Genomic DNA, 24,861 nt, shown 5'->3' with positions numbered 1-24,861 from the left:
CACATGAAAACTGAGATTAAAAGGATATTTGTGGAGAAGAAATCTCCTTTTGATGTAGAAGCAAAAGGGCTTTTAAAGGATATTAGAGAAAATTTGAACATAAAAACTATAGAAAATCTAAGAATTTTAAATCGTTATGATGTATCCGGAATATCAAAGGAAGAATATGAAAAAGCAAAACATATAATCTTCTCAGAGCCTGTAGTAGATATGGTGTATGATGAAAAAATAACTGTTAAGAAGGGTGAAAAGATATTTGCTGTAGAATATCTGCCAGGACAATATGACCAAAGGGCTGATTCTGCAGCTCAGTGCATTCAGATATTAACTCAAAATAAGAAGCCAATAGTTAGATGTGCAAAGGTTATTATAATCTCAGGGGATGTAAGCAGTGAAGAGTTAGAAAGTATCAAAAAATATTATATAAATACTGTGGATTCTATGGAGACAACTTTAGAAAAACCTCTAAGTCTTGAAATGAACTTAAAGGCTCCAGAAGATGTTGAAATTTTAGAGGATTTTATAGACAAAGATTCAGATGAGCTTAAAGAATTTATGAATGATAATGGACTCGCTATGAGCTTTGAAGATTTAAAGTTTTGCCAAGATTATTTTAAAAATATAGAAAAAAGAAATCCTACCATAACAGAAATAAAAGTAATAGATACTTACTGGTCAGATCATTGTAGACATACAACATTTCAAACACAAATCCAAGAAGTAGAATTCCAAGAAGGAAAGTATACAGATATAATAAAGAAAACCTATGAAGAATATAAAAATTTGAGAAATTACGTTTATGAAGATAAAGAAAAGAATAAAGATATATGTTTAATGGATATAGCAACAATTGGTATGAAAGAACTTAGAAAAAAAGGACTTCTAGAGGACTTAGAAGTATCTGATGAAATTAATGCCTGCAGCATTGAATGTGACGTAGATGTGGATGGAAAAAGTGAAAAATATCTTATAATGTTTAAAAACGAAACTCACAACCATCCAACAGAAATAGAGCCTTTTGGAGGCGCTGCAACCTGTCTTGGTGGAGCTATACGTGACCCTCTATCAGGAAGGAGTTATGTGTATGGGGCTATGAGAGTAACAGGAAGCGCAGATCCAAGAAAACCAGTTGAAGAAACTTTAAAAGGAAAACTTCCCCAAAGGCAGATTACTATAAAAGCAGCTCAAGGTTACAGCTCATATGGAAATCAAATAGGAATTGCTACAGGTCATGTAGCAGAGGTTTATGATGAAGATTTTTTGGCTAAGAGAATGGAAATTGGAGCCGTAATTGGTGCAGCGCCTAAAGAAAATGTTATTAGAGAAACTCCAATAGAAGGAGACTCTATTATACTTGTAGGAGGAAGAACAGGAAGAGATGGCTGTGGAGGTGCAACAGGTTCATCAAAAGAGCATGATGAAACATCTATACTGAACTGTGGTGCTGAAGTTCAAAAGGGAAACGCTCCTGAAGAGAGAAAACTTCAGAGGCTTTTTAGAAATCCAAAAGTAAGCAGAATCATTAAGAGATGTAATGATTTTGGAGCTGGAGGAGTTTCTGTTGCTATAGGAGAATTAAGTGAAGGTCTTTCTATAAACCTGGATTTAATTACAAAAAAATATGAGGGATTGAATGGAACAGAGCTTGCCATCTCTGAATCCCAAGAGAGAATGGCTGTGGTAGTAGGAAAAGATGATGCAGCAAAATTTATAGAATATGCTAAAGAAGAAAATCTTGAAGCTGTAGAAGTAGCAAAGGTTTCTGGAGATAGAAGACTTAAAATGCTGTGGAGAGGGCAAACCATAGTTGATATAAGCAGAGACTTTCTAGATACTAATGGAGTTAAGCAAAAGATTAATGTAAAAGTACAGAGTCCTTCAGAAAAGTCCTATTTCAAGGTAACAAATATAGAAGACATAAAAGGCAAATGGATAGAGACTATTGAAAATTTAAATATATGCAGTCAAAAAGGACTTGTAGAAAGATTTGATAATACTATTGGTTCATCAACAGTACTTATGCCTTTTGGTGGAAAATACTGTAAAACCCCGGCGGAAGCTATGTGCTTCAAAATACCTGTGCTAAATGGAGAGAGTTCAACGTGTACTTTGATGTCTTATGGATACAACCCTAAAATAGGCAAATGGAGCCCATTTCATGGAGCATTATATGCTATAGTAGAGGCAGTAACAAAGATAGTTGCTTCAGGAGGAGATTATAAAAATGTTAGACTTACGCTTCAAGAATACTTTGAAAAGCTTGGAGATGATCCTAAAAAGTGGGGCAAGCCTTTATCAGCACTTTTAGGAGCGCTTTATGCACAAAGAAAGTTGGGTATAGCAGCAATAGGAGGAAAAGACAGTATGTCTGGAACCTTTAAAGATATTAGTGTTCCACCTACTTTAGTTGCTTTTGCAGTAAATGTAACAAATATAGACAATATTATATCTCCAGAATTTAAGAAAAAGGGGAGCAAAGTAATCTTAATAAAGACTCCAAAGAATGAAAATGATATACCAGATTTTAATGAATTGAAAAAAAATTATGAATTAGTTAATAGATTAATAAACAGAAAGTTAGTCTTGTCAGCTTACAGTGTAAAAATGGGCGGAATTGCAGAAGCAATATCTAAGATGAGCTTTGGTAATAAGATAGGTTTTAATTTTTCTAATAATATAAAGGTAGGAGACTTATTCACTCCAGATTATGGCTCTATCATTCTAGAAATATGCAACAAGGTAGAATTAAAGAAAGAATTGAACGATATAAATTATATATTGCTTGGATTTACTCAAAGTACACGTAAAATAAAGATTAAAGATGTAGAAATAGATTTAGAGACATTGATAGAGCATTGGGAAAGGCCTTTAGAGAATGTATTTCCAACTAAAGTAGAAAAGATATGTGAAGATATAGAATTACAGCTATATGAAGGAAAGATAAGTAGAGGACCCTGTATAAAACTTCCAAAACCTAAGGTTTATATTCCAGTATTTCCTGGAACAAATTGTGAATATGATATAGAAAAGAGGTTTAAAGCAGCTGGAGCTGAAACCAAAGTAAGTGTATTCAGAAACTTGACATCTAAGGATATAAAAGAATCTATAGAAGATATGGTAGATAGTATAAATAATTCTCAGATAATAGCTCTTCCAGGAGGCTTTAGCGCTGGTGATGAGCCAGATGGTTCAGGGAAGTTTATAGCCACCGTATTTAGAAATCCTAAGGTTAAAGATGCAGTAATGAAATTCTTAAATTATAGAGATGGTTTAATTCTTGGTATATGCAATGGATTTCAAGCTCTAATAAAACTGGGGCTGCTTCCATATGGAGAAATAAGGGATATAGATGAAGAATCTCCTACATTAACTTACAATACTATAGGAAGACATAGTTCTAAATTTGTAATGACCAAAAAAGTTTCAAATCTATCACCGTGGCTTTCTAATATAAGTCTTGGAGATGTCTATAGTATACCTATATCTCATGGAGAAGGAAGATTTGTATGTACTCCTAAAATGGCTCAAGAGTTATTAAAAAATGGACAGATAGCAACTCAATATGTTGATTTTTGTGGAAATCCAACCTATGATATAGAATTTAATCCTAATGGATCTATGTATGCAGTTGAAGGCATAACAAGTCCTGATGGAAGAATATTTGGGAAAATGGGGCATTCAGAGAGAATTGGAGAAAATCTTTATAAAAACATAGCAGGTGAAAAGGATCAAAAAATATTTGAAGCTGGAGTTAGCTATTTTAAATAAATAATAATGCTATTTAATTTAAAAATAAAAAAATGTTCATATGTGTTGACTAATGTAGAATATGGTGATAACATAGTAGAAAACAAAATATCTTTTTATTTAACTCATATAAATCCGATAATATGGTTCGGAAGTTTCTACAGGAAAACCTTAAATTTTTCTACTATGAGTAAGCTTAGCTACGATTGTCATAGATTCTAGTTGCAGGTTTACTTGTGCCTGTAGCTAGAATTTTTTACTTTAAAAAAGTTTTTTATAACGAAGGAGGAATAACATGGAAGTAGCAGACAAAGATAAAGTTTCTATACTTGAAAAAGTATTTAAACTATCAGAAAATAACACAAACATAAAAACCGAGATATTAGCGGGTCTTACAACATTTATTACAGTAGCTTATGTGCTTTTAGTAATTCCTAATACACTTAAGGCATCAGGCATGAACTCAGCAGGATTACAGGGAGATGCTGCAGGAACTTTGACTATATTGAATGATCCAATCGTAGGTTCGGCTTTTGCTAGTACTTGTATAGCATCAGCTATAGGTACCTTTATAATGGCCATTTATGCTAATTTACCAATTGTATTAGCTCCTGGAATTGGACTTACAGCATTTTTCTCATATAGTGTTTGCTTAAATCTAGGATATACGTGGCAGCAGGGGATAACAGCAGTTTTTATATCAGGAAGTGTATTTATATTAATAACATTAACCTCTATAAGAGAAAAAATAGTAGATGCACTACCACAAAATCTTAAGCTTGCTATAACAGCAGGAATTGGATTATTCATATCATTAATAGGATTGAAGAGTGGAAATATAATAGTGTCCAATCCAGGTACTTTAGTTGGTTTTGGAGATTTTAAAAATCCAAGTACTATACTTACTATAATAGGTATAGTTATTATGGCTATATTAATGGCTAAAAAAGTAAAAGGTGCTATGTTAATAAGCATGATAATAACAACAATTATAGGAATACCTATGGGAATAACTAAGACAGGAGGAATGCAGTTATTCTATGTTCCACCAATCGGAAAAACTTTTTTCTCATTTGATTTTCAAGGATTATTAGGACATGGAGGAAGTGGAGTAATTGGTGCCATTGTGAGCATATTCATGGTTATAGTAACATTTAGTCTTGTAGACTTATTCGATAGTATAGGAACATTAGTAGGAACAGCTCAAAAGGCAGATATGGTAATGGAAGATGGAAAAGTTAAAAACATGAAACAAGCACTTTTATCAGATTCTTTAGCAACGACTATGGGAGCAATGTTTGGTACTACCACTTTAGCTACAGTTGTAGAATCAGCGGCAGGAATTGCAGAAGGTGGAAGAACAGGACTTACTTCTTTTGTAGTTGGAGTTTTATTTTTAGTATCACTTTTCTTCGGCGGATTAATTGGGATAGTTCCATCAGAAGCTACAGCGCCAGCATTGGTTATTGTAGGAGTTCTTATGTTAGGAGCAGTTAAAGAAATTGATTTTGACGATTTTACAGAAGCATTACCAGCGTTCTTTACAATTGCTATTATGCCATTTAGCTACAGTATTGCTAATGGAGTAGCAGCCGGAATCATCTTTTACCCAATAATGAAGTTAGTTACAGGTAAATACAAAGATGTACATCCAATTATGTATGTGTTAGCATTATTATTTATCTTTAGATTTGTTATGCTGCCGCAATAAAGAAAAATGCGCAGCATTTTTCTTTTATTTTTTAAAGTAATAAAGCTTTCCGTCTTCAATAGAGCTGTCTATTAGTTCGTGATTGTATAGATAAGAAATAAAGGCGGAGACTGCAGATAGGTCAAGCATATATTGTTTCATATTGATAGTTATGTCATTCAATACTATTATGTTCTCTAGGATATCTTCTCGGGTACAAGGTTGTTCTAAAATTTCGAGTATGGTTTCCATATGGCTATTGATATTTTCTATATTTTTATCTGCCAGGGTTATGATTTCTTCCTTATTAAGAATATCCTTTCCATGGCTTATTACAAAGTAGTCTGCGTCTATTTCTTTTATGTTATTAAGAGTCTTTAAAGTGTCTTCGATATCAAATAAAAAAGGAAAGGCGTACTTATTTAAAGTATCTTGACTAAAAATAGAATCTCCAAGAAAACATACTTTCTCAGGGGTTATAATTCCTATATGCTCTTGTGAATGTCCACTTAAAGGTATAATTTCAAATTTTTCATCATTAATCTTGTTTGTGCCGTATTTCAAAACAAAGTGAACTTCTAGAGGTTTTGGATTTTGAGAAAGTTTTTTTATTGGACTTGATGAAGATAATACTATAGAAGATAATTCTGGATTCTCCATATATATTCTTTCTTTTTCAGATGCATAAACTAGGATTCCAGGGTAGTTTTCTTTAAAGTATAGATTTCCACCGCAGTGATCAGTGTGCGCATGAGTATTTATTATATACTTTGGATGAAGTTTGTTAGAGATTAATACTTCATCAAATTTTTTAGCAGCTGAACTGTTAAGACCACTATCTATCAAAAGACAAAATTTATTTTTAAATGTATATACTCCTATATTGGTAGGAGAGTCTATAAAATATGTATTTCCTCTGATTTTATTGAGTTCCAATATTAACACATCCTTTGTATAAAACTTAATAAATAAAAATATATCACATATATATGGAAATAACAAATCTATTTGTATATTGTTAAAGTATTTATCAATTAAAGCTTTGATAGCAACCATTTATTTTTATACTTGACAAGCTTATATAAAAGATGTATATTAAATATGTAAATATTTACATAGCTAATGTAGCTCATGTATGGCAGTTGACCAAATATAGGCAATTGACATATAGAAAGATTTAAGCAGGCAGTTGACTGAACAAGCAACTGACCTGCTTTTGATTTTTTGTTAATTTGACTAAGTTAGAAATTTGTTTATAAAATAAGGAAATACTAATATATGTACTTTACATATGAAGAATACTAGTGCATAATAATTTTTATTGATATAAATTTGGTTAGGAGGAAAAGTAATGGAAAATATGAGTAATGAAGAAAAAAATATAGTAGATGTTGAATTTACAGCAGAAAATGAAGAGATAACTAAAGAAGAGAGTGTGGGAAATTCAGATATAATAAGTAAGGTAAGTTTTAAAGATGCTTTTATGTCTTCAATTTTAGACATACTAATCACAGGAGCTATATCTATTGCAGGATTATATATCTTTGATTTCATACTTAGAATTGCTGCAGGATACTATGTAAAGGAAAAGGTTTCTGTATTTTTAATTATATATTTAATAGTAACTCTATTATATACTACTATAATGGAAAGCTCTAAAAGTGGAAATACTATAGGGAAAAGAGCGGCAAATTTAAAAACAATAAAAATAAAGTAGTTTAGGAGAGTACATATGAAGAGGAGAAAAGTATATGAATTTGACATTATAGATACAGAATTTCCAGGGGTTGGAGTAGCATATCATGAAGATGGAACTAAAGTTCTTATAAAAAATGCTCTTCCTGGACAGAAAGTTGAAGCTTTTGTAAATAAAAAGACAAAGGAATATGCTAAAGCAAGGTTAAACAAAGTTATAAAGGATGTAGATTATAAGATAGAACCGAAATGTCCGATATTTGACTTATGTGGTGGATGCAGTCATCAATTTGTTCCATATGAAATGCAATTAAAATATAAAAAAGAGCAAGTATTGAAGTTGTTTAAGGAAGCTGAAATTGAAAATTTTGAATTTCTAGGTATTGAAGGCAGTCCGGAAATTTTTGGGTATAGAAATAAAATGGAGTTTACCTTTGGAGACATGGAAAAGGGTGGAGAACTTACCCTAGGAATGCATGCTTATGGTAAGAGTTTTGCAATCATAATTGCAGACATATGTAAAATAGTAGACAGTGATTTTACTTTAATATTAAAAACTGTGCTAGATTATTTTAGAAAACAAGGACTTCCCCACTATAGAATAATGAGTCATGAGGGATATCTTAGAAATCTTGTAATAAGAAAGGCTACAAATACAGGACAAATACTTATAAACCTAGTGACAACTTCTCAAATAGATTTTGACATGAGTGAAATAACAGAAATATTAAGTTGCTTAGAGTATAAGGGTGAATTAAAGGGAATAATTCATACAATAAACGATTCTTTATCTGATGTTGTTCAAGCAGACAGTATAAAAATATTGTATGGACAAGATTATATAATAGAAGATATCCTAGGACTTAAGTTTAAAATATCTCCTTTTTCCTTTTTTCAAACAAACTCTAAGGGAGCAGAAAAGCTATACAGCATAGTAAGAGAATTTATGGGAGATGCAAAATCAAAGATTGTATTTGACTTATACTGTGGTACAGGAACTATAGGACAAATATCAGCTTACAATGCTAAAAAAGTTATAGGAATTGAGCTTATAGAAGAAGCTGCAAAAGCTGCTAATGAAAATGCAAGACTAAACGGTATTGACAACTGTGAATTTATAGCAGGAGATGTAGCAAAGGTAATTAAAAACATAAAAGAAAAACCTGATATAGTAATTTTAGATCCGCCAAGACCAGGAGTTCATCCAGATGCACTAAAATATGTAGCAAAGTTTGATCCAGAAGAGATAATCTATGTTTCTTGTAATCCAAAGACTTTAGTAGAGGATTTAAAAATATTGATGCATGAAGGATATAAAGTGGAAAAGGTTAAAGTAATGGATATGTTTCCGCATACGGCACACGTGGAGTGTGTCGTCTTGATGTCAAGGGTGGAGAAATAGGACTACTTAAATCGTTGATAAATAAAGGGTTTTCAAGAGTGATGGATTTTCTGCCTGATGTCTGGCAGTCCTCTTAACCTTGGAAATCCTTATTTTTATTTATTGAGGAAACAGGTCGACTGTAAAAAAGTGTGTGGGGTTGAGTTGACAGATTAGATTTTTTATTAGGGTTGAGAAGATAGAATAGATGTAATTTAATGCCTGATGTGACAAGTGTTGATAAGTGTTGACAAGTGATGATAAATATGTTATACTAAAATAGATATTAAACTACATTTAAGCAAGCGAAAGGTGATTACATATATGAATGGCAAAGACAAAGAACTTGTTAGCACAAAGAAAGCTGCTGAATTTTTAGGAGTTAGTATATCTACGATATATAGAATGGTAGAGCAGGGCACTCTTGAACCGTCAAAAACTCCTGGTGGACAAAGAAGATTTGATTTAAAAGAATTGGAAGTGTTTAAGGAAAGTAGTAAGACAATTGAGGCACCACAAAATCCTTCAAAATCTAAAAAACAAACTTCAAGCGTTAATGATGAAGTTGAAAATGATAAAAAAGATGCTAAAGAACCTGTTGAAGAAAAACCAGTTGACAAAAGAAATACACTGAATGATTTAAATGGTACACAGTGGCTTCCGGTAACAAAGAGTTTTTTCTATCAAAAAGGTTTGGGGGCCAAACACCCACATGCACAAATAGAAAGGCAGCATCCAGCGCCGTTTTCGTATCAAGATGTATCACTTCTGATTACTTTTTTTACAAAGAAAGGAATGAAAGTGTTAGACCCATTTGGTGGGGTTGGTTCAACCGCAAAAGCTTGTGAACTTGAAGGTAGACATTGCACAAGTATAGAGCTACAAGAAAAATGGCATAACTTAGCGATAGAGCGGCTTGATACAGAAGTGTCTGAAGGAGCTTCTGCAAAACATACTTTTATACAAGGGGATTCTCGAATAATATTAAAACAGTTTGATGATTCTTCTTTTGATTTTATGGTGACCAGTCCACCATATTGGTCAATTCTTAATAAAAAAGCTGATCATAAAGTGAAAAAGGAACGACTGGCAAATAATTTAGCTACAAATTATTCAGAAGATGATAAAAATGATTTAGCAAATATTGAAAGCTATGAAGAATTTCTTAGGACCCTCGTAGATGATGTTTTTGTTGAATGTGGCAGAGTCCTAAGACCTAAGAAGTATATGTGCTTAATAGTATCAGATTTCAGAAATAAATCTGAATTTATCAGTTTTCATAGTGATTTGATCCAAGCATTAAATCATAGAGAGACTAAAGATGGGTATAAAATATTCTTACAAGGAGTAAAAGTTTTATTACAAAATCATAAAAGTTTATTACCATACGGGTATCCATTTGCTTATGTTGAAAATATTCATCATCAATATGTTCTGATATTTAGAAAGGATAAGAAGTGATAATTATGGAATACAATGGTGTAATTAATGGTGATTCGGATATCTTACTTAAGCAAATGCTAGACGATGGTATTAAAGTTGACTTGGTACTTACTGATCCACCTTATAACCTAAATAAGGATTTTGGTAATGATAGCGATAAATTGCCTTTAAAAGAGTTTCTCGATATTTCAAGAAAACGTATAGCACTATGCAGGGATTTATTAAAGCCACAAGGTAGTATTATATGGTTCGGTATACATCATTATATTGGTTTCATTCAAACTATAATGTATGAAGAGAATCTATATTATAGAAGAATGAATATATGGTATTATGAAAATGGATTTAGCAGACTAAGAACCGCACCTTTAACACAATATGAACCGTTTTTATGGTTTTCAAAATCACCTAAGAAATGGACATATAATGTTGATGATGTTAGAATACCTTACAAAAGTACCGAACGTCTGAAAAATCCTGTATATTATAAGAATTCAAAAGGCGAACGTGTAAAATGGGAGCCAAATCCACTTGGTGCAATGAGGGGCGACATTTGGGCTTTTCCAACGTTAGCTGGTAAAGTCTATCAGGATGAAAAGACAGAACATCCTACTCAAAAGCCGGAATCATTAATAACTGAAATTATTAAAGCATTTTGCCCCAAAAATAAAGATGGATTTTATGAGGGTGTTATACTTGATCCGTTTCATGGTTCAGGTACACTTGGTGTTTGTTGTGAAAAATTAAATAAGCAGGGTCACAAAATTCGATGGATTGGCATTGAACTTGAAGAAAAATGGTGTAATGTAGCAAAAGAAAGACTTTCTAAGATTAAATAAAATAAAATGAGGATGAATGGTTTTATTCCATTATCCTCATTTTTTATTTATTTAATAGGTTCCAAGATACCTAAGAATTTATCTGATAGATTTATTTTTCGGCCGATATGTCTTTCTAAAATTTTTCTTATATCCATATTATCGTAGTCAACATAATATGAAAAATCAGTGGGTTCAAAGTGTTTATGATTCCATAGTAAAATTAATAGAGCGCCAATGGTAATGGTATTAATCTGTATATTTTCTACAGCAAAAATGTCTTTAACAACCTGCCAATACCCTTGACGGGCATTTGGTAGCTGTAAACATACTACAACAGCCATATTATCATTTTTGGGGACTCCATATCTAGTATTTAGTACGGCTATATCATCTAGAATCCCACGCGATGCGTCTAGAGTATCTTTACCAAATTCAACTTCTATAGCCCCAAAGGAGTTTCTTTTTGATAAGTAAACAGCATCCATTCTAGTGTAGACATCGCCAATTCGTCTCATTGCGCAATTACAATTCAAACCGATAAATAGATTACGAACAACAGTATTGTGATAATTGCTTCTTAATGAAGTTAACTTATCATAAATAGATGTTAATAGAGTGTCAGTTTCACGAATAAAGCAACCTTTTCTCTCTAATGTAGATATAATATCTAATTGCTGTTCTTGTTTTACGAAATTATCTTGTGTAGCTGCTACAACATCTTGATATTTTGATTTTTCAGAAACCACTTTGATCGTACCATCATAGTAGAGAGCGCCAACAGGACATCTTTTTATGCATAATCCACAATTTAGACATTTGCTAGCATCAATTTTTGGATTCTCAGTTGTGAAATCCCATTCAATGGCATCAACAGGGCACACGTCAATAGATTTATCATTAGGGAAGTCCGGCAAATTACTACATTCAATTTCGTTATCATTATAATACATACAGGCCGGATTCTTACACCCGACACAAGCAGTGTTACACTTATCTCCATTTGAAAAAAGCATTTGTGCTGGAGCATTTTCATGATAAATTATAGAATCCGGCATTACATTGAAAGTTAATAGTCTTTTTCGACTTACATTTTCTTTAAATATTTGCATTCACTAACCCCTCCAATACATATAAATTTTCTTTATCAAACCCTTTTCCATCGACTAGTATACTAACTGCAATAGAAAGTAATGATTTTAAATCAATAACACCTATTTTATATCCATAGGTTTCCTTAAAATCAGAAATCAGCCTACTAACTTCAGCACGGTCATTAGGTAAATAATATCCAACAGCTAGTGTAGTAACTTCAGGAGAGGTTATGTGTGTTTTTCGTGATAATAAAATGATTTTATTTTCTAACGCTTGTCGTATAGCTTTTATTGATATGTGTTGTTCCTCAGTAGGAGATTTAATTTCTATAGGGATGCTTCTTGAAACATCGTCAATAATTGCATCCCATCTTGCGCCATTATCGCCCGGTCTAGAAAATGAACAGTTAAATCCCATTATTTTAAATAGAGTAGATATCAAGGGGTAAAACGTTGTCTGTGTAGCTGTAGCATTATTTTTAAATATCATATCTACAATTTCCTTACTCGAATTACCCGCAAGTTTTAGTTGATTGACTTCGTTGATAAATTCAATATCTTCAGCTTCAGTAAGAAGCTCCATGGCAGCTTCTTCAGAAACATTTAATGTCCATGTTTGTGCAATAGAAAGAGATTCTCTTTCATTTACTGTGCTTTCAAAAGTAGTAATGTTGTTTTGTGACGTTTCGCCTTTACCCATTTCGATTCCAAGGGCTTCTTCAATAAGATCTCTCTTAATTGTTTGATATGGAGAAAATAGTAATTCCTTTCCTTCCAAAATAGTAGAACACTTTTCTTTATCAGCTTGAATAATTGTTTCTACTTCAGTCATATCATAGCCGGAACGTTCTAACATAGAATAAATACCTAACCTTATAAGTGCCATTTGAATATCTTTTCCGTAAGACTTGAATTCATCTAAGCGTAAATCTTTCATTTCTCGTATTGCGTTGTAAGTATCAATACCATGTTGAGTGATTTTTAAACATGACAGTGATTTGTTATATAACTCACGTGTGGTATATGACTCCACAAAATTACAGCTCTTCATAAAAGCAATCGGTAGCCGGGTGCAATTATCTACTGGTGTGGTTTTCATTCCCAGACTATCTGCGAGATCCGAAAATGCAGTTTTAAGGTTTTGGTAGTTTCCACGTAACTCGGAAATTTTTTTTATCATTGCCTGGTATTCTATTTCATTTTCGTCATTTACACTCATTGGTCCTAAGCATAACTCGTGTTTGTACATAACACCACCAAGATCTATAAATGATCTCAACGCGCATTTGAAGAATCTTACTTTTTCATCATAACTCATACGGTCTGTAAGCTCAGTAGGGTTATTTATTCCTAATACACATTGTTCATATAACCTTGAGCAATCGCCCTTTGATAAAGCCACATGTATACCTATATATGTAAATACAAGTGGGTATGATTTTTCGCCATATGGTGTTACCCAACCAAGCATTCTAAATACTTCTGCATACATTTTGGCATTCATTAAAGCAGAGTTCATGCTTTCTTGGTCTGTATTACTGAGTCGTAAAGCATCGTCTCCGGCATATCCATAGGCAGTCATTAACTTTCCTTGTGCAATTACTATAGCCATATCTTCCAAAGTAAAATACGCCTGTGAGCCAAGACTATTATATAATTGCTTTATAACTTGTACTTGCGTAGAGTATTGTGTTCCTGGGTTTCTAAATCTTAACATTGTTGTACACCCCCGAATATTTTATTTTATAAGAGTTTTAGCCAGCTGAAAAACAACCAGTCATAAATTATAATCAATCATTGTCATCTACGATTTCCATAATATCTGAAATATCACAATTAAGAGCCTTACATACTTTTATTAAAATTTCAGTATTAACATTTTCATTTTTTCCGAGTTTAGCCATCGAGGCAGTACTAATACCAGCGGCTTCTCTTAAGTCCTTTTTCTTCATGTCTCTATCAATAAGAAGTTTCCATAGTTTTTTATAACTTATGGACATAATTGCCACCTCGCTTTGGTTACACATATTAGTTACAAATAAAAGTGTATCACAAAATCAGTGTTGCTACAATTAAAATTTGCGAACGCAAAATAAATATTGAGATGATCATAATATATGCTATAATTTACCTATGGGCTAATATTTTATCTGTTAAGATATATTTTCATATGGGGTGAGGAGGGAGTGCTTTGGCAGGTAATCGTTCATTTAAAGACTATGTGGCAGATAGATTCTATAATGAAGTATTTGCTGCTATACAAAGTTACACCGCGGATAACTACGATGATTTGGACTTAAGGCTATATAGGGTTCGAAATATTGGAGGCATAGAATTATCAGATATAGAGGTAAAGTTTGTATCTGTTAATGACTTGCCTGATATGAAAATAGAATTTGATGTTGTTGTGGAAGCCGAATTAGAAGTCCGTGAGTCGGACTATCATTATGATGAATCAGAAAACTGTAGACAGTGGTTTATACTGAAATGCACAGGTGATTTAGATTGCAATTTAGATGATTTTACAATCTCCAGTGTAACTGAGTATTCCAGCAAAAATAGGCAGCCCAAACCTATGTCGGACTCTCTGGTCCCTATCATTCACAAGGAACAACTGGAATCTGTTGCTACAGACTTTCTTCGCAGACATTACCCAGAAGCATTAAAAACCCCAATGGCAATTGAACCACAAGTACTAGCAGAAAATATGGGTCTTACAGTGGAAATGAGAGAAATTACAAAGGATTTCTCTGTTTTTGGACAGTTATACTTTCATGATTGCGATACAGAATTCTATGATAAAGACAGTGACGAAATGGTGCAGACCCATGTAGATGCCAGAACTATTATAGTTGATCCAAAAGCGTTCTTCCTACGCAATCTAGGATCGGTTAACAACACCATTGTGCATGAGTGTGTTCATTGGGATCAGCATAGAAAAGCATTTGAATTGGAGCGGCTATATAACAGCAGTGTCACACGAATCAAGTGTCAGGTAATTGGTGGCATAAAAGATAATAGTAGAGATGCTACTGATTGGATGGAGTGGCAGGCAAATGCCCTCACCCCGAAGATACAAATGCCAATTGCAATGTTTAAGACCCAAGCGTTTAAGTTTATTAAGCAATTTCGTGCGGAGCTGGGAACGTCTGAACTTATAGATGTAATGGAGCCAGTTATTGACGCTTTGGCTACTTTTTTCTGTGTTTCCCGAACCGCAGCTAAGATCCGTATGATTGATGCTGGGTATGAGGAGGCAATTGGAACCTTTACATATATAGATGGTCGTTATGTCAAGCCCCATAGATTCAAGAAAGGTGCACTTGAAAAAAACCAGACATTTTCCATTGGTGCGGAAGATGCGGCAATTCAGGGACTTACCAACCCTACATTAAGTGCTCTTGTAAGGGATGGTAGTTACCAATATGTTGATGCACATTTTGTTTTAAACCATCCCAAGTATGTAACTCAGGATATATTGGGGGAGACCGTACTAACTGACTATGCACGTAACCATATGGATGAGTGCTGCTTGATATTTGATTTATCAATAAAGTCGGGATGTAAGGAACGATATCATAGTGAATGTTTCTTAAATAGGGATGAAACTTCAGATATCGCCTTTGATATAGTATATGGAAGAGGATATCAGCATGCTTCGCCAGAAAAAAAGGCAGAAATGCTGGCAGCAAAACTTATGGAAGAGAATCGTATATATGGTGAACTGCCAACTAACTATCATACTAGTCTGAAAATAGTGCGTGAGTGGAAAGATGTAACATTTAAAGAATTAGCGGAGAGAACGATGGTTAACGAACGCACTATAAGGCGAATCGTTAATGGTGAAGAACAAGGGTCATTAAATTCAATCATTTTAATTTGCCTTGGATTACATCTCCCACCTAGAATCAGTTATCATATAATTAACAACTCTCCTTTTCGGTTGAATTTTCATAATAACAATAGTCATATCTGGTATGATTTTGCTCTAACATACCTTTACCCCCAAACGATGGACGAAATACGAGCTTTCTTACTAAAGCAAGGTGCAGATCCATTATAAAATTTCAAAATATTTTTGAAAAAGCGGACACGGAATGTCCGTTTTTTTAGCTGTTAGGCACATGAGCCATACATGAATCCTTTTAGGGGTTTGTGTATGGCTTTTTTTATTGCTGTTTTTAGGTATTTATGTGGAGAAAAGCATCATTTTGAGTCTGAAATTACCGGGCATGAGGTGTCCGCCAAGGCTGTCCATTTCTACCTTACAATAATATTAGACGAAGGAAAGGTCCTTCGTAAGTAGCTAGATTAAGACCGTCCCTCGTCTACAAAAAAATATCGAATGCCTGATTTGCAATAAGGGCAGAGGATACATATTGTTTCGCTCCAATCCGTAAGGATTGTTGCGGTGCAATAGAAGTACCTTACCTTATTGCGCTCATTTTCAGGATAAAAAGGTCTGTGTACTTCTGGTACAGGCCTATTTTTGTATCCTTTGCCGCCAATGCAATCCGGCGGAAAGGATGCAAAATGAAAATTAGAATTCAGCACGAAAACAAATCTATCTATCTGGAGGTACCAGACGAGGACTTTACCTTAATGATTGAGACGGATTATGAGGACAGGCTATCTTCTGCAGAGGACAAAGAAACTGTGACCCGGCGCTCTCCACAGGAGATAATGGACGAACGTTTCAACAAGCCGGAGTACAATAACTGGCATAAATTTGACAGACACAGAGGTATGCCAAAGAAACCATTCCGCAAGGATGACCAAGAGGTTGATGAAACCGACCATATGGACTACTTCCCTGACTACTCAGATGAAATTGATAGAGAGAAAGAAGAAGAGTATGAACATATCTGTGAAATTATTCGCAAGGCTCTCAAGGAAAAACAAGCAGAGCTACTGATTGCTATAGTCTTGGATGGTGTTTCGGTAACAGAGTATGCAGCACGTGAGGGAGTAAGTGTAAGTGCCATTTCACATCGCTTAGATACAGCTAAGAAGAATTTCAAAAAAATCTATCCAAAATCCTCAACTTTCCCCTCTTGCCATGGCTAATAGTTAGAGGGCAGCACATAAACGCTCTCGGAAAGAGGTGAATACATGAAGCACAACTTGAAAATCAGTGTTTCAAAAAAACCACAGTCTGGCGGGATTGTTTCCTGTCGAAACGTCACCATTAGGGAGCGTTTCCTTCGTTTCTTACTTGGTGATAAGCAGAAACTAACCATCCTTGTTCCGGGTGATACCGTACAGGAACTCGCCATCAGTGAGATTAAGGAAGGAGGAATAAGCCATGAGCAAGATCAAGCTACTCCTTGATGTGGTTTCCGATATGCGCTCTTTGGCAGACAGCATACAAGCGGTTGCTGATGTAATGGCGGGCAATGAACCTGTCGAAACAAAAGAACCGACTACAACTGTAAAAGAGCCTGAACCAAATAAAAAGGAAATCACTCTGGAGGAAGTCAGAGCAAAACTCGCTGAAAAGAGTCAAGCCGGTCTTACTGCCCAAGTAAGAGAAATAATCCAAAAATACGGTGGCTCTAAATTAAGCGAAGTGGACCCAAAACATTATGCAGATATGTTAAAAGATGCGGAGGTACTTGGGAATGAGTGATCATGCAGTTCTTTCCGCATCAGGCGCCCATAGGTGGCTGAATTGCCTTCCGTCTGCACGATTGGAACTGGAGTTTGTAAATAACGAATCCAGTGCAGCTGCCGAAGGCACCGCCGCCCATGCTCTCTGCGAACATAAACTCAAAAAAGCACTTCATATGAGAAGTAAGCGTCCTGTCTCAGTTTATAACTCCGATGAGATGGAAGAACACAGTGATGCATATGTGGAATTTGTAATGGAGCAGTTGGAGCTGGCAAAGCAGAGCTGCACAGACCCTTTAATACTAATCGAACAGCGTCTTGATTTTTCTTGCTATGTTCCACAGGGATTTGGAACCGGTGACTGCATCATTATTGCCGATAAGAAACTTCACATTATCGATTTCAAGTATGGCATGGGAGTATTGGTAGATGCGGTGGACAATCCACAGATGAAGTTGTACGCACTGGGTGCTTTAGAAATTTACGATAGTTTGTACGACATCGAGGAAGTTTCCATGACCATTTTCCAGCCACGCAGAGAGAATGTCAGCACATGGACAATACGGGTAGAGGATCTGAAAGATTGGGCAGAAAAAGAACTAAAACCAAGGGCTAAAAAAGCTTATGACGGTGAAGGTGAATATCTTCCGGGTGAGTGGTGTACTTTCTGTCGAGCGGCAGTTAAATGCCGTGCTAGGGCCGAGGAAAAACTGAAATTGGCACAATCGGAATTCAAGCTACCCCCACTACTTACGGACTCTGAAATCGAGGAAGTTCTATCTAAACTGTCCGATCTTACGAAGTGGGCAAATGAAATCATTGCTTATGCCACCGATGCAGCTGTTAATCACGGTAAAGAGTGGCATGGTTTTAAGGTTGTTGAGGGCAGATCTGTCCGCAAATTCAAGGATGAAGATGCTGTGGCTGAAGTAGCCAAAGCAAACGGTTATAAAGATATCTTTCGTCAGAGTCTCATCACTCTTACGGAAATGGAAAGGCTGATGGGCAAATCAAAATTTGAGAAGATACTCGGTGATCTTATATACAAGCCACCGGGAAAGCCGACTCTGGTCCCGTTATCGGATAAGCGTCCGGCTATGAACGTATCAAACGCAAAAAACGAATTTAACGAAATAACGGAGGAATGTGAATATGAATAATAAAAACAGAACGAAGGTTATTACTGGTGTAAACACACGTCTCAGCTACTTTCATGGCTGGGAACCGGTATCCATCAATGGTGGAGCAGAAAAGTATAGTGTATCGGTATTGATTCCTAAATCGGATAAGGAAACCATTAATGCCATCAATGCAGCAGTTGATGCTGCTATTGAAGAGGGCATTGCAAAGTTTGGTGGTAAAAAACCAAATAAGGCTGCTATCAAGCTGCCGCTTCGAGATGGTGATGTAGAACGAGATGATGAGGCTTATAAAGGACATTATTTTGTAAATGCCAACAGCACTACTCCGCCTCAGATTGTAGATAAAGCAGTCAAGCCCATTCTGGATCGCAACGAGGTATACAGCGGTTGCTATGCAAGAGTGTCACTTAATTTCTATGCTTTCAATTCTAATGGGAACAAGGGTGTGGCCTGCGGACTTGGTAACATCCAGAAGATTAGAGATGGAGAGCCTTTAGGCAGCAGAACCACAGCGGCTGATGATTTCACCACAATTGAAGATGATGATTTCCTAGCATAACAGCTAAAGTATGAATACAAACGGGGTGGTGGAAGTTGTTCTTCTGTCACCTCGTTTGCATTGGAAAGGGTGTAATACATGAATTCTATTTCAATTGATATTGAAACATTTAGTAGTGCCAATCTTCAAAAATGTGGAGTCTACCGTTATGCCGAGAGTGATGATTTTGAAATTCTATTGTTTGGTTATTCGGTTGATGGCGGTGCAGTTCAGGTGGTCGATCTTGCCTGCGGAGAGAAAATCCCAAATGAAATAATCAATGCTCTTATGGATAATTCCGTTACCAAATGGGCCTTTAATGTTATGTTTGAGCGTGTTTGCCTATCAAAATGGCTTAACCTTACTGATTATCTTGACCCTACATCCTGGAAATGTTCAATGATATGGTCGGCTTATATGGGACTTCCACTTTCACTTGAGGGCGTCGGTGCAGTCTTAGGATTGGAAAAACAAAAATTGACGGAAGGCAAAGACCTCATTAAATATTTCTGTACACCTTGCTCCCCTACTAAATCAAACGGAGGACGAGTTCGTAATCTGCCAAAACACGATATTGATAAATGGGAGCGATTTAAAGCATATAACCTCCGTGATGTGGAAGCCGAGATGTCAATACAGCAGAGACTATCTAAATTCCCGCTTCCAGAGAATATATGGTCAGAATATCATCTTGACCAGAAAATCAATGATCGTGGTATCGCTATTGACATGGCTTTTGTAAAACAAGCCGTCAAGATGGATGAACAGTCGCGGGAAAAGCTAATGGCTTTAATGCAGGATATAACTAATTTGGAGAATCCAAACTCTGTACAACAAATGAAAGAATGGCTTGCTGATAACGGATTGGAAACAGATAGTCTTGGTAAAAAAGCAGTTGCTGAGATGTTAAAGACAGCACCTGAACCACTAGGCACCGTTTTGGAACTTCGTCAGCAGCTTGCAAAATCATCGATAAAAAAATACACGGCAATGGAGAATGCAGTATGTAATGATGGTCGTGCAAGAGGAATGTTTCAGTTTTATGGAGCAAACAGAACTGGCAGATTTTCGGGCAGGCTTATTCAACTACAAAATCTCCCTCAAAACCATATGCTCGATTTGGAACAGGCTCGTGCTTTAGTTCGTAGCGGAAACTTTGATGCTCTTACCTTACTTTATGATTCTATCCCGGAGGTACTGTCGGAACTTATCCGTACTGCTTTTGTACCGCAGGAGGGCATGAAGTTTATAGTTGCAGATTTTTCAGCGATTGAAGCTCGCGTTATCGCCTGGCTTGCGGGAGAAAAATGGAGAATAGATGTATTCCAAAATGGCGGTGACATTTACTGTGCAAGTGCATCTCAGATGTTTAATGTACCTGTGGAGAAAAACGGTGTTAATGGACATCTTCGTCAGAAGGGAAAAATTGCTGAATTAGCCCTAGGTTACGGTGGATCTATTGGAGCACTGAAATCAATGGGTGCTTTGGAGATGGGAATTGAAGAAGAGGAACTTCAACCTCTTGTAACGGCTTGGAGACAATCCAATCCCAATATTACAAAACTATGGTGGGATGTTGACCACGCTGTAAAAACCTGCGTTAAGCAGAAAATTCCTACAGAAACACACGGCATTAAATTTATATATCAAAGTGGGATGCTCTTTATTGTCCTTCCTTCCGGCAGGCGGCTTTCCTATGTGAAACCTCGTATGGGAGAGAACGTATTTGGTGGTGAGTCAGTTACTTATGAAGGGATCGGCGGGACAAAGAAATGGGAAAGAATCGAAAGCTACGGTCCAAAATTTGTAGAGAATATTGTCCAGGCAATCAGTCGTGACATTTTGTGTCATTCCATGCAGACGTTAAAGAATTGTTCCATTGTGGCTCATGTACACGATGAAATTATAATCGAAGCGGATATGAGGATGTCACTTTCTACTATTTGTGAACAAATGGCTAGGACACCAACATGGGCAAAAGGACTGTTACTTAGTGCTGATGGCTATGAGTGTCAGTTTTATCAAAAAGATTAAATATATTTTTTCAAAATCCTCAACATTCATTACCTCCTGTGGCTATTAGGTAGAGGGGTTTCCTCTCTGACTATATTACAGGAGGTAATTCGTATGGACGAATTAGTAAGAATCAACTATGAAAAAGACCGCCCCACAGTACTTGGCCGTGATTTACATGCAGTTTTGGAAGTGAAAACACCCTATGATAAATGGTTTCCAAGAATGTGTGAGTATGGATTTGTGGAGGGTACGGACTTTTCGACATTTCTGTCGGAAAGTACAGGTGGAAGACCTGCTGTTGACCACCAAATAACAATTGATATGGCAAAAGAGCTATGCATGATACAGCGTACTCCAAAAGGAAAACAATGCCGCGGGTACTTTCTTGAAATTGAAAGACGATGGAACTCTCCAGAGGCAATCATGGCAAGGGCATTACAGTTTGCCAATCAGCAACTAAATCAAGTAAGGAATCAAAATAAATCACTTGAAGGTACGATTGCTGTTCAGAATCAGCAAATTGCGGAAATGAAACCGAAAGTCTCCTATTATGATGTAGTTCTAAATTGCAAAGACCTCATTTCTACATCAGCAATTGCCAAAGATTACGGTAAGTCAGCTATTTGGATGAACCGCTATCTTAATAAAAAGGGCATCCAATTTAAACAAGGTGGTATCTGGCTTTTATATCAGAAGTATGCAGAAAAAGGCTATACCAGCACCAAGACACATAGCTACATTGGTAGTAACGGCGAACTGCATACAAAAGTCCATACATATTGGACTCAAAAAGGCAGACTCTTCATATACGAACTGTTGAAGTCAGATGGTATTTTGCCCCAGATAGAAATGGAGGGTGTGTAATGGGAATCGATAAATTCAATCATGAAGGATACCATGACCCAACTCCCCATGAGGCACTGGCCAACATAATAAGAAAGAAAAAGGCAGAGAAAAAATCTGCCTTTAAGCCACTTGTATATATTTGTTCTCCCTATTCCGGTGATGTAGAAGGAAACGTTAAAAAGGCTTGCAACTTTTGTAGATTTGCCTTGGAGAATAATTGCATCCCAATTGCTCCCCACCTTATGTTTCCACAGTTTATGGATGATGAAAATCCAGAGGAACGGGAACTTGCCATATTTATGGACATCGTGCTTATGGGCAAATGCTCCGAGGTTTGGGTGCTAGGCAATACCATCTCAAGCGGGATGGCGAAGGAGATTGAAGTAGCCAAGAAACGCAGACAAACGGTCAGATATTTTAGTCCGGAGCATGAGGAGGTCGAAAGCTTATGAAAATCGCTGTGGGCAACAGCCGGATGGACAAGAAATGGAAAAACAAAGATATCTCGTGGGAGGATTTTTGTGCCCGTGTAAAGACAACACAACGTACTACGGAAACAGTAGATGAATATCGGAAATTAAAAAGAGGTCAACAAGATGATATCAAAGATGTGGGTGGTTTTGTCGGGGGGCATTTAAAAGGGGGAAGGCGAAAGAAGGGCAATGTTTTATGCCGTTCTTTGCTTACCCTTGATATGGATTACGGTAGACCAGACATCTGGGAACAAATCAGTATGCTTTTTGATTTCAAATGCTGTGTTTATTCCACCCATAAGCATACACCGGAAAATCCAAGACTTAGGCTAATCGTTCCTCTCGCTCGTGAAATCAGCGAAGAAGAATACGCAGCCGTTGGACGTATGGTGGCAAAAGAAATCGGCATAGATCTTTTCGATGATACGACTTATGAAGCCCATCGCCTTATGTATTGGCCATCCACTTCCTCTAATGGTGAATTTGTCTATGAAGAGCAGGATGGAGAACTGCTTGACCCTGATGTTTATCTTTCAAAATATCAAAACTGGCGGGATACATCAACTTGGCCAGTATCAAGCAGGCAGTCTGAAGTTATAAATCGCAGTCTTAAAGAGCAAGCGGACCCGCTTTTAAAGGAAGGTGTGGTAGGAACATTCTGTCGTGCCTATCCCGTTCGAGAAGCAATTGAGAAATTCTTAGGTGCAGTTTATGCCCCATCTGCTATGGAAGGACGATACGATTATATTCCAGCTGATAGTAGTGCCGGTGTGATTATCTATGATGATAAATTCGCATACAGCCACCATGCTACAGACCCAGCAAGTGGATTACTCCTCAATGCTTTTGATCTCGTTCGTATTCATAAATTTGGTTCTTTAGATGATAAAGCTTCTACCACTACAGCTCCTGGTAAGATGCCGTCTTTTGTGGCAATGTGCGAATTTGCTATAAAAGATGAAAAAGTAAAAGCTGAGTTTGCTAAGGAGAGACAGGCACAGGCTGAAGAGGAGTTTAGTGATGAGGATTGGCAGACAGCTTTGGAATTGGATAAGCAAGGCCGAATAAAAGACACTCTAGACAACATCGTTTTAATTATTCGTCATGACAAGGAATTACAGCATATAGCTTTTAATTGCCACCGTGATGGTATTGATGCCAAAGGTGGCCTGCCTTGGGAACAGATCAAGATGGGTTGGAATGATTCAGATAATGCACTTCTTAAAGTGTATTTAAGCAGCAAATACGGAGTCTATTCACCTACCAAGACCAAGGATGCTGTGTTAGCGGTAGCGGCTGAACGAGCCTACCATCCTGTTAAGGAGTATCTGGACTCCCTGCCAAAATGGGATGGAATTAGTCGAGTAGATAATCTATTAATTGATTATTTCGGTGCAACAGATAATTCCTATACAAAAGCAGTCATCCGCAAAACGATGGTTGCAGCGGTAGCCCGCATTTATAGACCAGGCACAAAGTTTGATAGTGTCCTTATCTTAAACGGCCCTCAAGGTATTGGTAAGTCAACCTTCTTTGCAAAACTTGCTGGAGATTGGTTTTCAGATAGTTTGACCATTACGGACATGAAAGATAAATCTGGAGCTGAGAAACTTCAGGGATATTGGTTATTGGAACTGGGTGAGCTTGCTGGTATGCGTAAGACGGATGTGGAAATTGTGAAGTCTTTTATTTCGAGGGCAGATGATAAGTACCGGGCAAGTTATGGAGTCAATGTGGAAAGCCATCCCCGTCAATGTGTGATTGTAGGTTCTACCAATGCAGAAAGCGGGTTTCTTCGAGATATAACTGGCAATCGAAGATTCTGGCCAGTCCGTATTAGTGGTAATGGTAAAAAGAAAGCTTGGCAGATGACTAAAGAGGAAGTACAGCAGATTTGGGCAGAGACACTAGTGCTATATGAAAAGGGCGAAAAACTCTACCTTGAAGGTGATGATGCATCCATGGCAACTAGTGAGCAGGCAGATGCCATGGAAACAGATGAACGAGAAGGATTGGTTCGTACCTATCTGGATACTCTTTTGCCGGATGATTGGGACACTATGTCTTTATACGAGCGTAGAAATTTCCTCGGCGGTAGCGAATTTGGCGGCGGCACCCGTGTTGGAACAGTAAAAAGAACCCTTGTCTGCAATATGGAGATTTGGTGTGAATGTTTTGGAAAAGATGCATCCTCAATGAGAACATCTGATTCTTATGCCATCGGTGCCATTATGAGAAAGATCGGTGGGTGGAACAAGTACACCGGGAACAAGAACGGAACAATCAATTTCCCTATCTATGGAAAGCAACGAGCTTATTCCCGAACCGAGGAACAAAGCTAGCTGTACCTTACCTTGTTCTCATGCTG

General features: G+C 36.4%; 19 protein-coding genes and 1 riboswitch. Of the genes, 15 read left to right on the top strand and 4 right to left on the bottom strand.

Annotated features, from left to right (window positions below; translation table 11 throughout):
* Positions 1-3 precede the first annotated feature (3 nt).
* Positions 4-3,768, top strand: a complete 3,765-nt coding sequence (locus tag CPAL_RS05185) for a phosphoribosylformylglycinamidine synthase (RefSeq protein WP_207654918.1) — start codon at positions 4-6, stop codon at positions 3,766-3,768.
* 84 nt (positions 3,769-3,852) lie between these two features.
* Positions 3,853-3,954: riboswitch (purine riboswitch) on the top strand.
* Positions 3,955-4,042: 88 nt separating this feature from the next.
* Positions 4,043-5,458: an NCS2 family permease gene (locus tag CPAL_RS05180; RefSeq protein ID WP_061858698.1), complete on the top strand. Its 1,416-nt coding sequence runs from the start codon at positions 4,043-4,045 to the stop codon at positions 5,456-5,458.
* Between the two features lie 24 nt (positions 5,459-5,482).
* On the opposite strand, the gene CPAL_RS05175 is transcribed toward CPAL_RS05180, so the two are convergent.
* Positions 5,483-6,373 carry an MBL fold metallo-hydrolase gene (locus CPAL_RS05175; RefSeq protein ID WP_061858708.1) on the bottom strand — a complete coding sequence of 297 codons (891 nt, stop codon included), beginning with the start codon at positions 6,371-6,373 and terminating at the stop codon, positions 5,483-5,485.
* A gap of 415 nt (positions 6,374-6,788) precedes the next feature.
* Here CPAL_RS05175 and CPAL_RS05170 point away from each other — a divergent pair, with 415 nt between their 5' ends.
* The 4 genes from CPAL_RS05170 (at position 6,789) to CPAL_RS05155 (ending at position 10,795) form a co-directional block, all read left to right on the top strand.
* Positions 6,789-7,154, top strand: coding sequence for an RDD family protein (locus tag CPAL_RS05170; RefSeq protein WP_242976288.1), 366 nt, complete (start codon positions 6,789-6,791; stop codon positions 7,152-7,154).
* Positions 7,155-7,169: 15 nt separating this feature from the next.
* Positions 7,170-8,534, top strand: coding sequence for a 23S rRNA (uracil(1939)-C(5))-methyltransferase RlmD (gene rlmD / locus CPAL_RS05165; RefSeq protein WP_106024222.1), 1,365 nt, complete (start codon positions 7,170-7,172; stop codon positions 8,532-8,534).
* A 303-nt stretch (positions 8,535-8,837) separates the two neighbouring features.
* Positions 8,838-9,974, top strand: a complete 1,137-nt coding sequence (locus tag CPAL_RS05160) for a DNA methyltransferase (RefSeq protein ID WP_106024221.1) — start codon at positions 8,838-8,840, stop codon at positions 9,972-9,974.
* 5 nt (positions 9,975-9,979) lie between these two features.
* Positions 9,980-10,795 carry a DNA-methyltransferase gene (locus CPAL_RS05155; protein ID WP_106024220.1) on the top strand — a complete coding sequence of 272 codons (816 nt, stop codon included), beginning with the start codon at positions 9,980-9,982 and terminating at the stop codon, positions 10,793-10,795.
* 47 nt (positions 10,796-10,842) lie between these two features.
* Here the strand turns inward: CPAL_RS05155 and CPAL_RS05150 are convergent, their stop codons facing one another.
* From CPAL_RS05150 to CPAL_RS05140, 3 genes are all read right to left on the bottom strand, one after another.
* Complete coding sequence (locus CPAL_RS05150) at positions 10,843-11,886, bottom strand: 4Fe-4S binding protein (RefSeq protein ID WP_106024219.1); 1,044 nt, start codon at positions 11,884-11,886, stop codon at positions 10,843-10,845.
* Positions 11,873-13,585: a hypothetical protein gene (locus tag CPAL_RS05145; RefSeq protein WP_106024218.1), complete on the bottom strand. Its 1,713-nt coding sequence runs from the start codon at positions 13,583-13,585 to the stop codon at positions 11,873-11,875. The genes CPAL_RS05150 and CPAL_RS05145 overlap by 14 nt, the downstream gene beginning before the upstream one ends.
* Before the next feature lie 73 nt (positions 13,586-13,658).
* Positions 13,659-13,868: a helix-turn-helix domain-containing protein gene (locus CPAL_RS05140; protein WP_106024217.1), complete on the bottom strand. Its 210-nt coding sequence runs from the start codon at positions 13,866-13,868 to the stop codon at positions 13,659-13,661.
* Positions 13,869-14,059: 191 nt separating this feature from the next.
* On the opposite strand from CPAL_RS05140, the gene CPAL_RS05135 reads away from it, so the two are divergent.
* The 9 genes from CPAL_RS05135 to CPAL_RS05090 all read left to right on the top strand — a co-directional run bounded on the left by CPAL_RS05135 (position 14,060) and on the right by CPAL_RS05090 (position 24,835).
* Positions 14,060-15,931 carry a helix-turn-helix domain-containing protein gene (locus CPAL_RS05135; RefSeq protein WP_106024216.1) on the top strand — a complete coding sequence of 624 codons (1,872 nt, stop codon included), beginning with the start codon at positions 14,060-14,062 and terminating at the stop codon, positions 15,929-15,931.
* 470 nt (positions 15,932-16,401) lie between these two features.
* Positions 16,402-16,935 (top strand): sigma-70 RNA polymerase sigma factor region 4 domain-containing protein, encoded by a 534-nt coding sequence (locus tag CPAL_RS05130; RefSeq protein ID WP_242976287.1) that lies wholly within the window; start codon positions 16,402-16,404, stop codon positions 16,933-16,935.
* 238 nt (positions 16,936-17,173) lie between these two features.
* Positions 17,174-17,497 carry an rRNA biogenesis protein rrp5 gene (locus CPAL_RS05120; protein ID WP_050355253.1) on the top strand — a complete coding sequence of 108 codons (324 nt, stop codon included), beginning with the start codon at positions 17,174-17,176 and terminating at the stop codon, positions 17,495-17,497.
* On the top strand, positions 17,490-18,638 hold the full coding sequence (locus tag CPAL_RS05115) for a DUF2800 domain-containing protein (RefSeq protein WP_044036309.1): 1,149 nt from the start codon (positions 17,490-17,492) through the stop codon (positions 18,636-18,638). Before CPAL_RS05120 ends, CPAL_RS05115 begins: the two co-directional genes overlap by 8 nt.
* Positions 18,631-19,179, top strand: coding sequence for a DUF2815 family protein (locus tag CPAL_RS05110; RefSeq protein ID WP_044036310.1), 549 nt, complete (start codon positions 18,631-18,633; stop codon positions 19,177-19,179). Before CPAL_RS05115 ends, CPAL_RS05110 begins: the two co-directional genes overlap by 8 nt.
* A 78-nt stretch (positions 19,180-19,257) precedes the next feature.
* A complete protein-coding gene (locus CPAL_RS05105; RefSeq protein ID WP_106024214.1) occupies positions 19,258-21,192 on the top strand; it encodes a DNA polymerase in 1,935 nt (644 codons plus the stop codon).
* 93 nt (positions 21,193-21,285) lie between these two features.
* Complete coding sequence (locus tag CPAL_RS05100) at positions 21,286-22,038, top strand: phage antirepressor KilAC domain-containing protein (RefSeq protein ID WP_106024213.1); 753 nt, start codon at positions 21,286-21,288, stop codon at positions 22,036-22,038.
* On the top strand, positions 22,038-22,472 hold the full coding sequence (locus tag CPAL_RS05095; RefSeq protein WP_106024212.1) for a DUF7768 domain-containing protein: 435 nt from the start codon (positions 22,038-22,040) through the stop codon (positions 22,470-22,472). Before CPAL_RS05100 ends, CPAL_RS05095 begins: the two co-directional genes overlap by 1 nt.
* Positions 22,469-24,835 carry a virulence-associated E family protein gene (locus CPAL_RS05090; protein ID WP_106024211.1) on the top strand — a complete coding sequence of 789 codons (2,367 nt, stop codon included), beginning with the start codon at positions 22,469-22,471 and terminating at the stop codon, positions 24,833-24,835. Before CPAL_RS05095 ends, CPAL_RS05090 begins: the two co-directional genes overlap by 4 nt.
* Positions 24,836-24,861 lie beyond the last annotated feature (26 nt).

The organism is Clostridium thermopalmarium DSM 5974 (genome assembly GCF_002995795.1).
GTDB classification, from domain to species: domain Bacteria; phylum Bacillota; class Clostridia; order Clostridiales; family Clostridiaceae; genus Clostridium_H; species Clostridium_H thermopalmarium.
The sequence above is the reverse complement of the archived record's forward strand: the minus strand, read 5'-3'. Positions and strand labels throughout refer to the sequence as shown.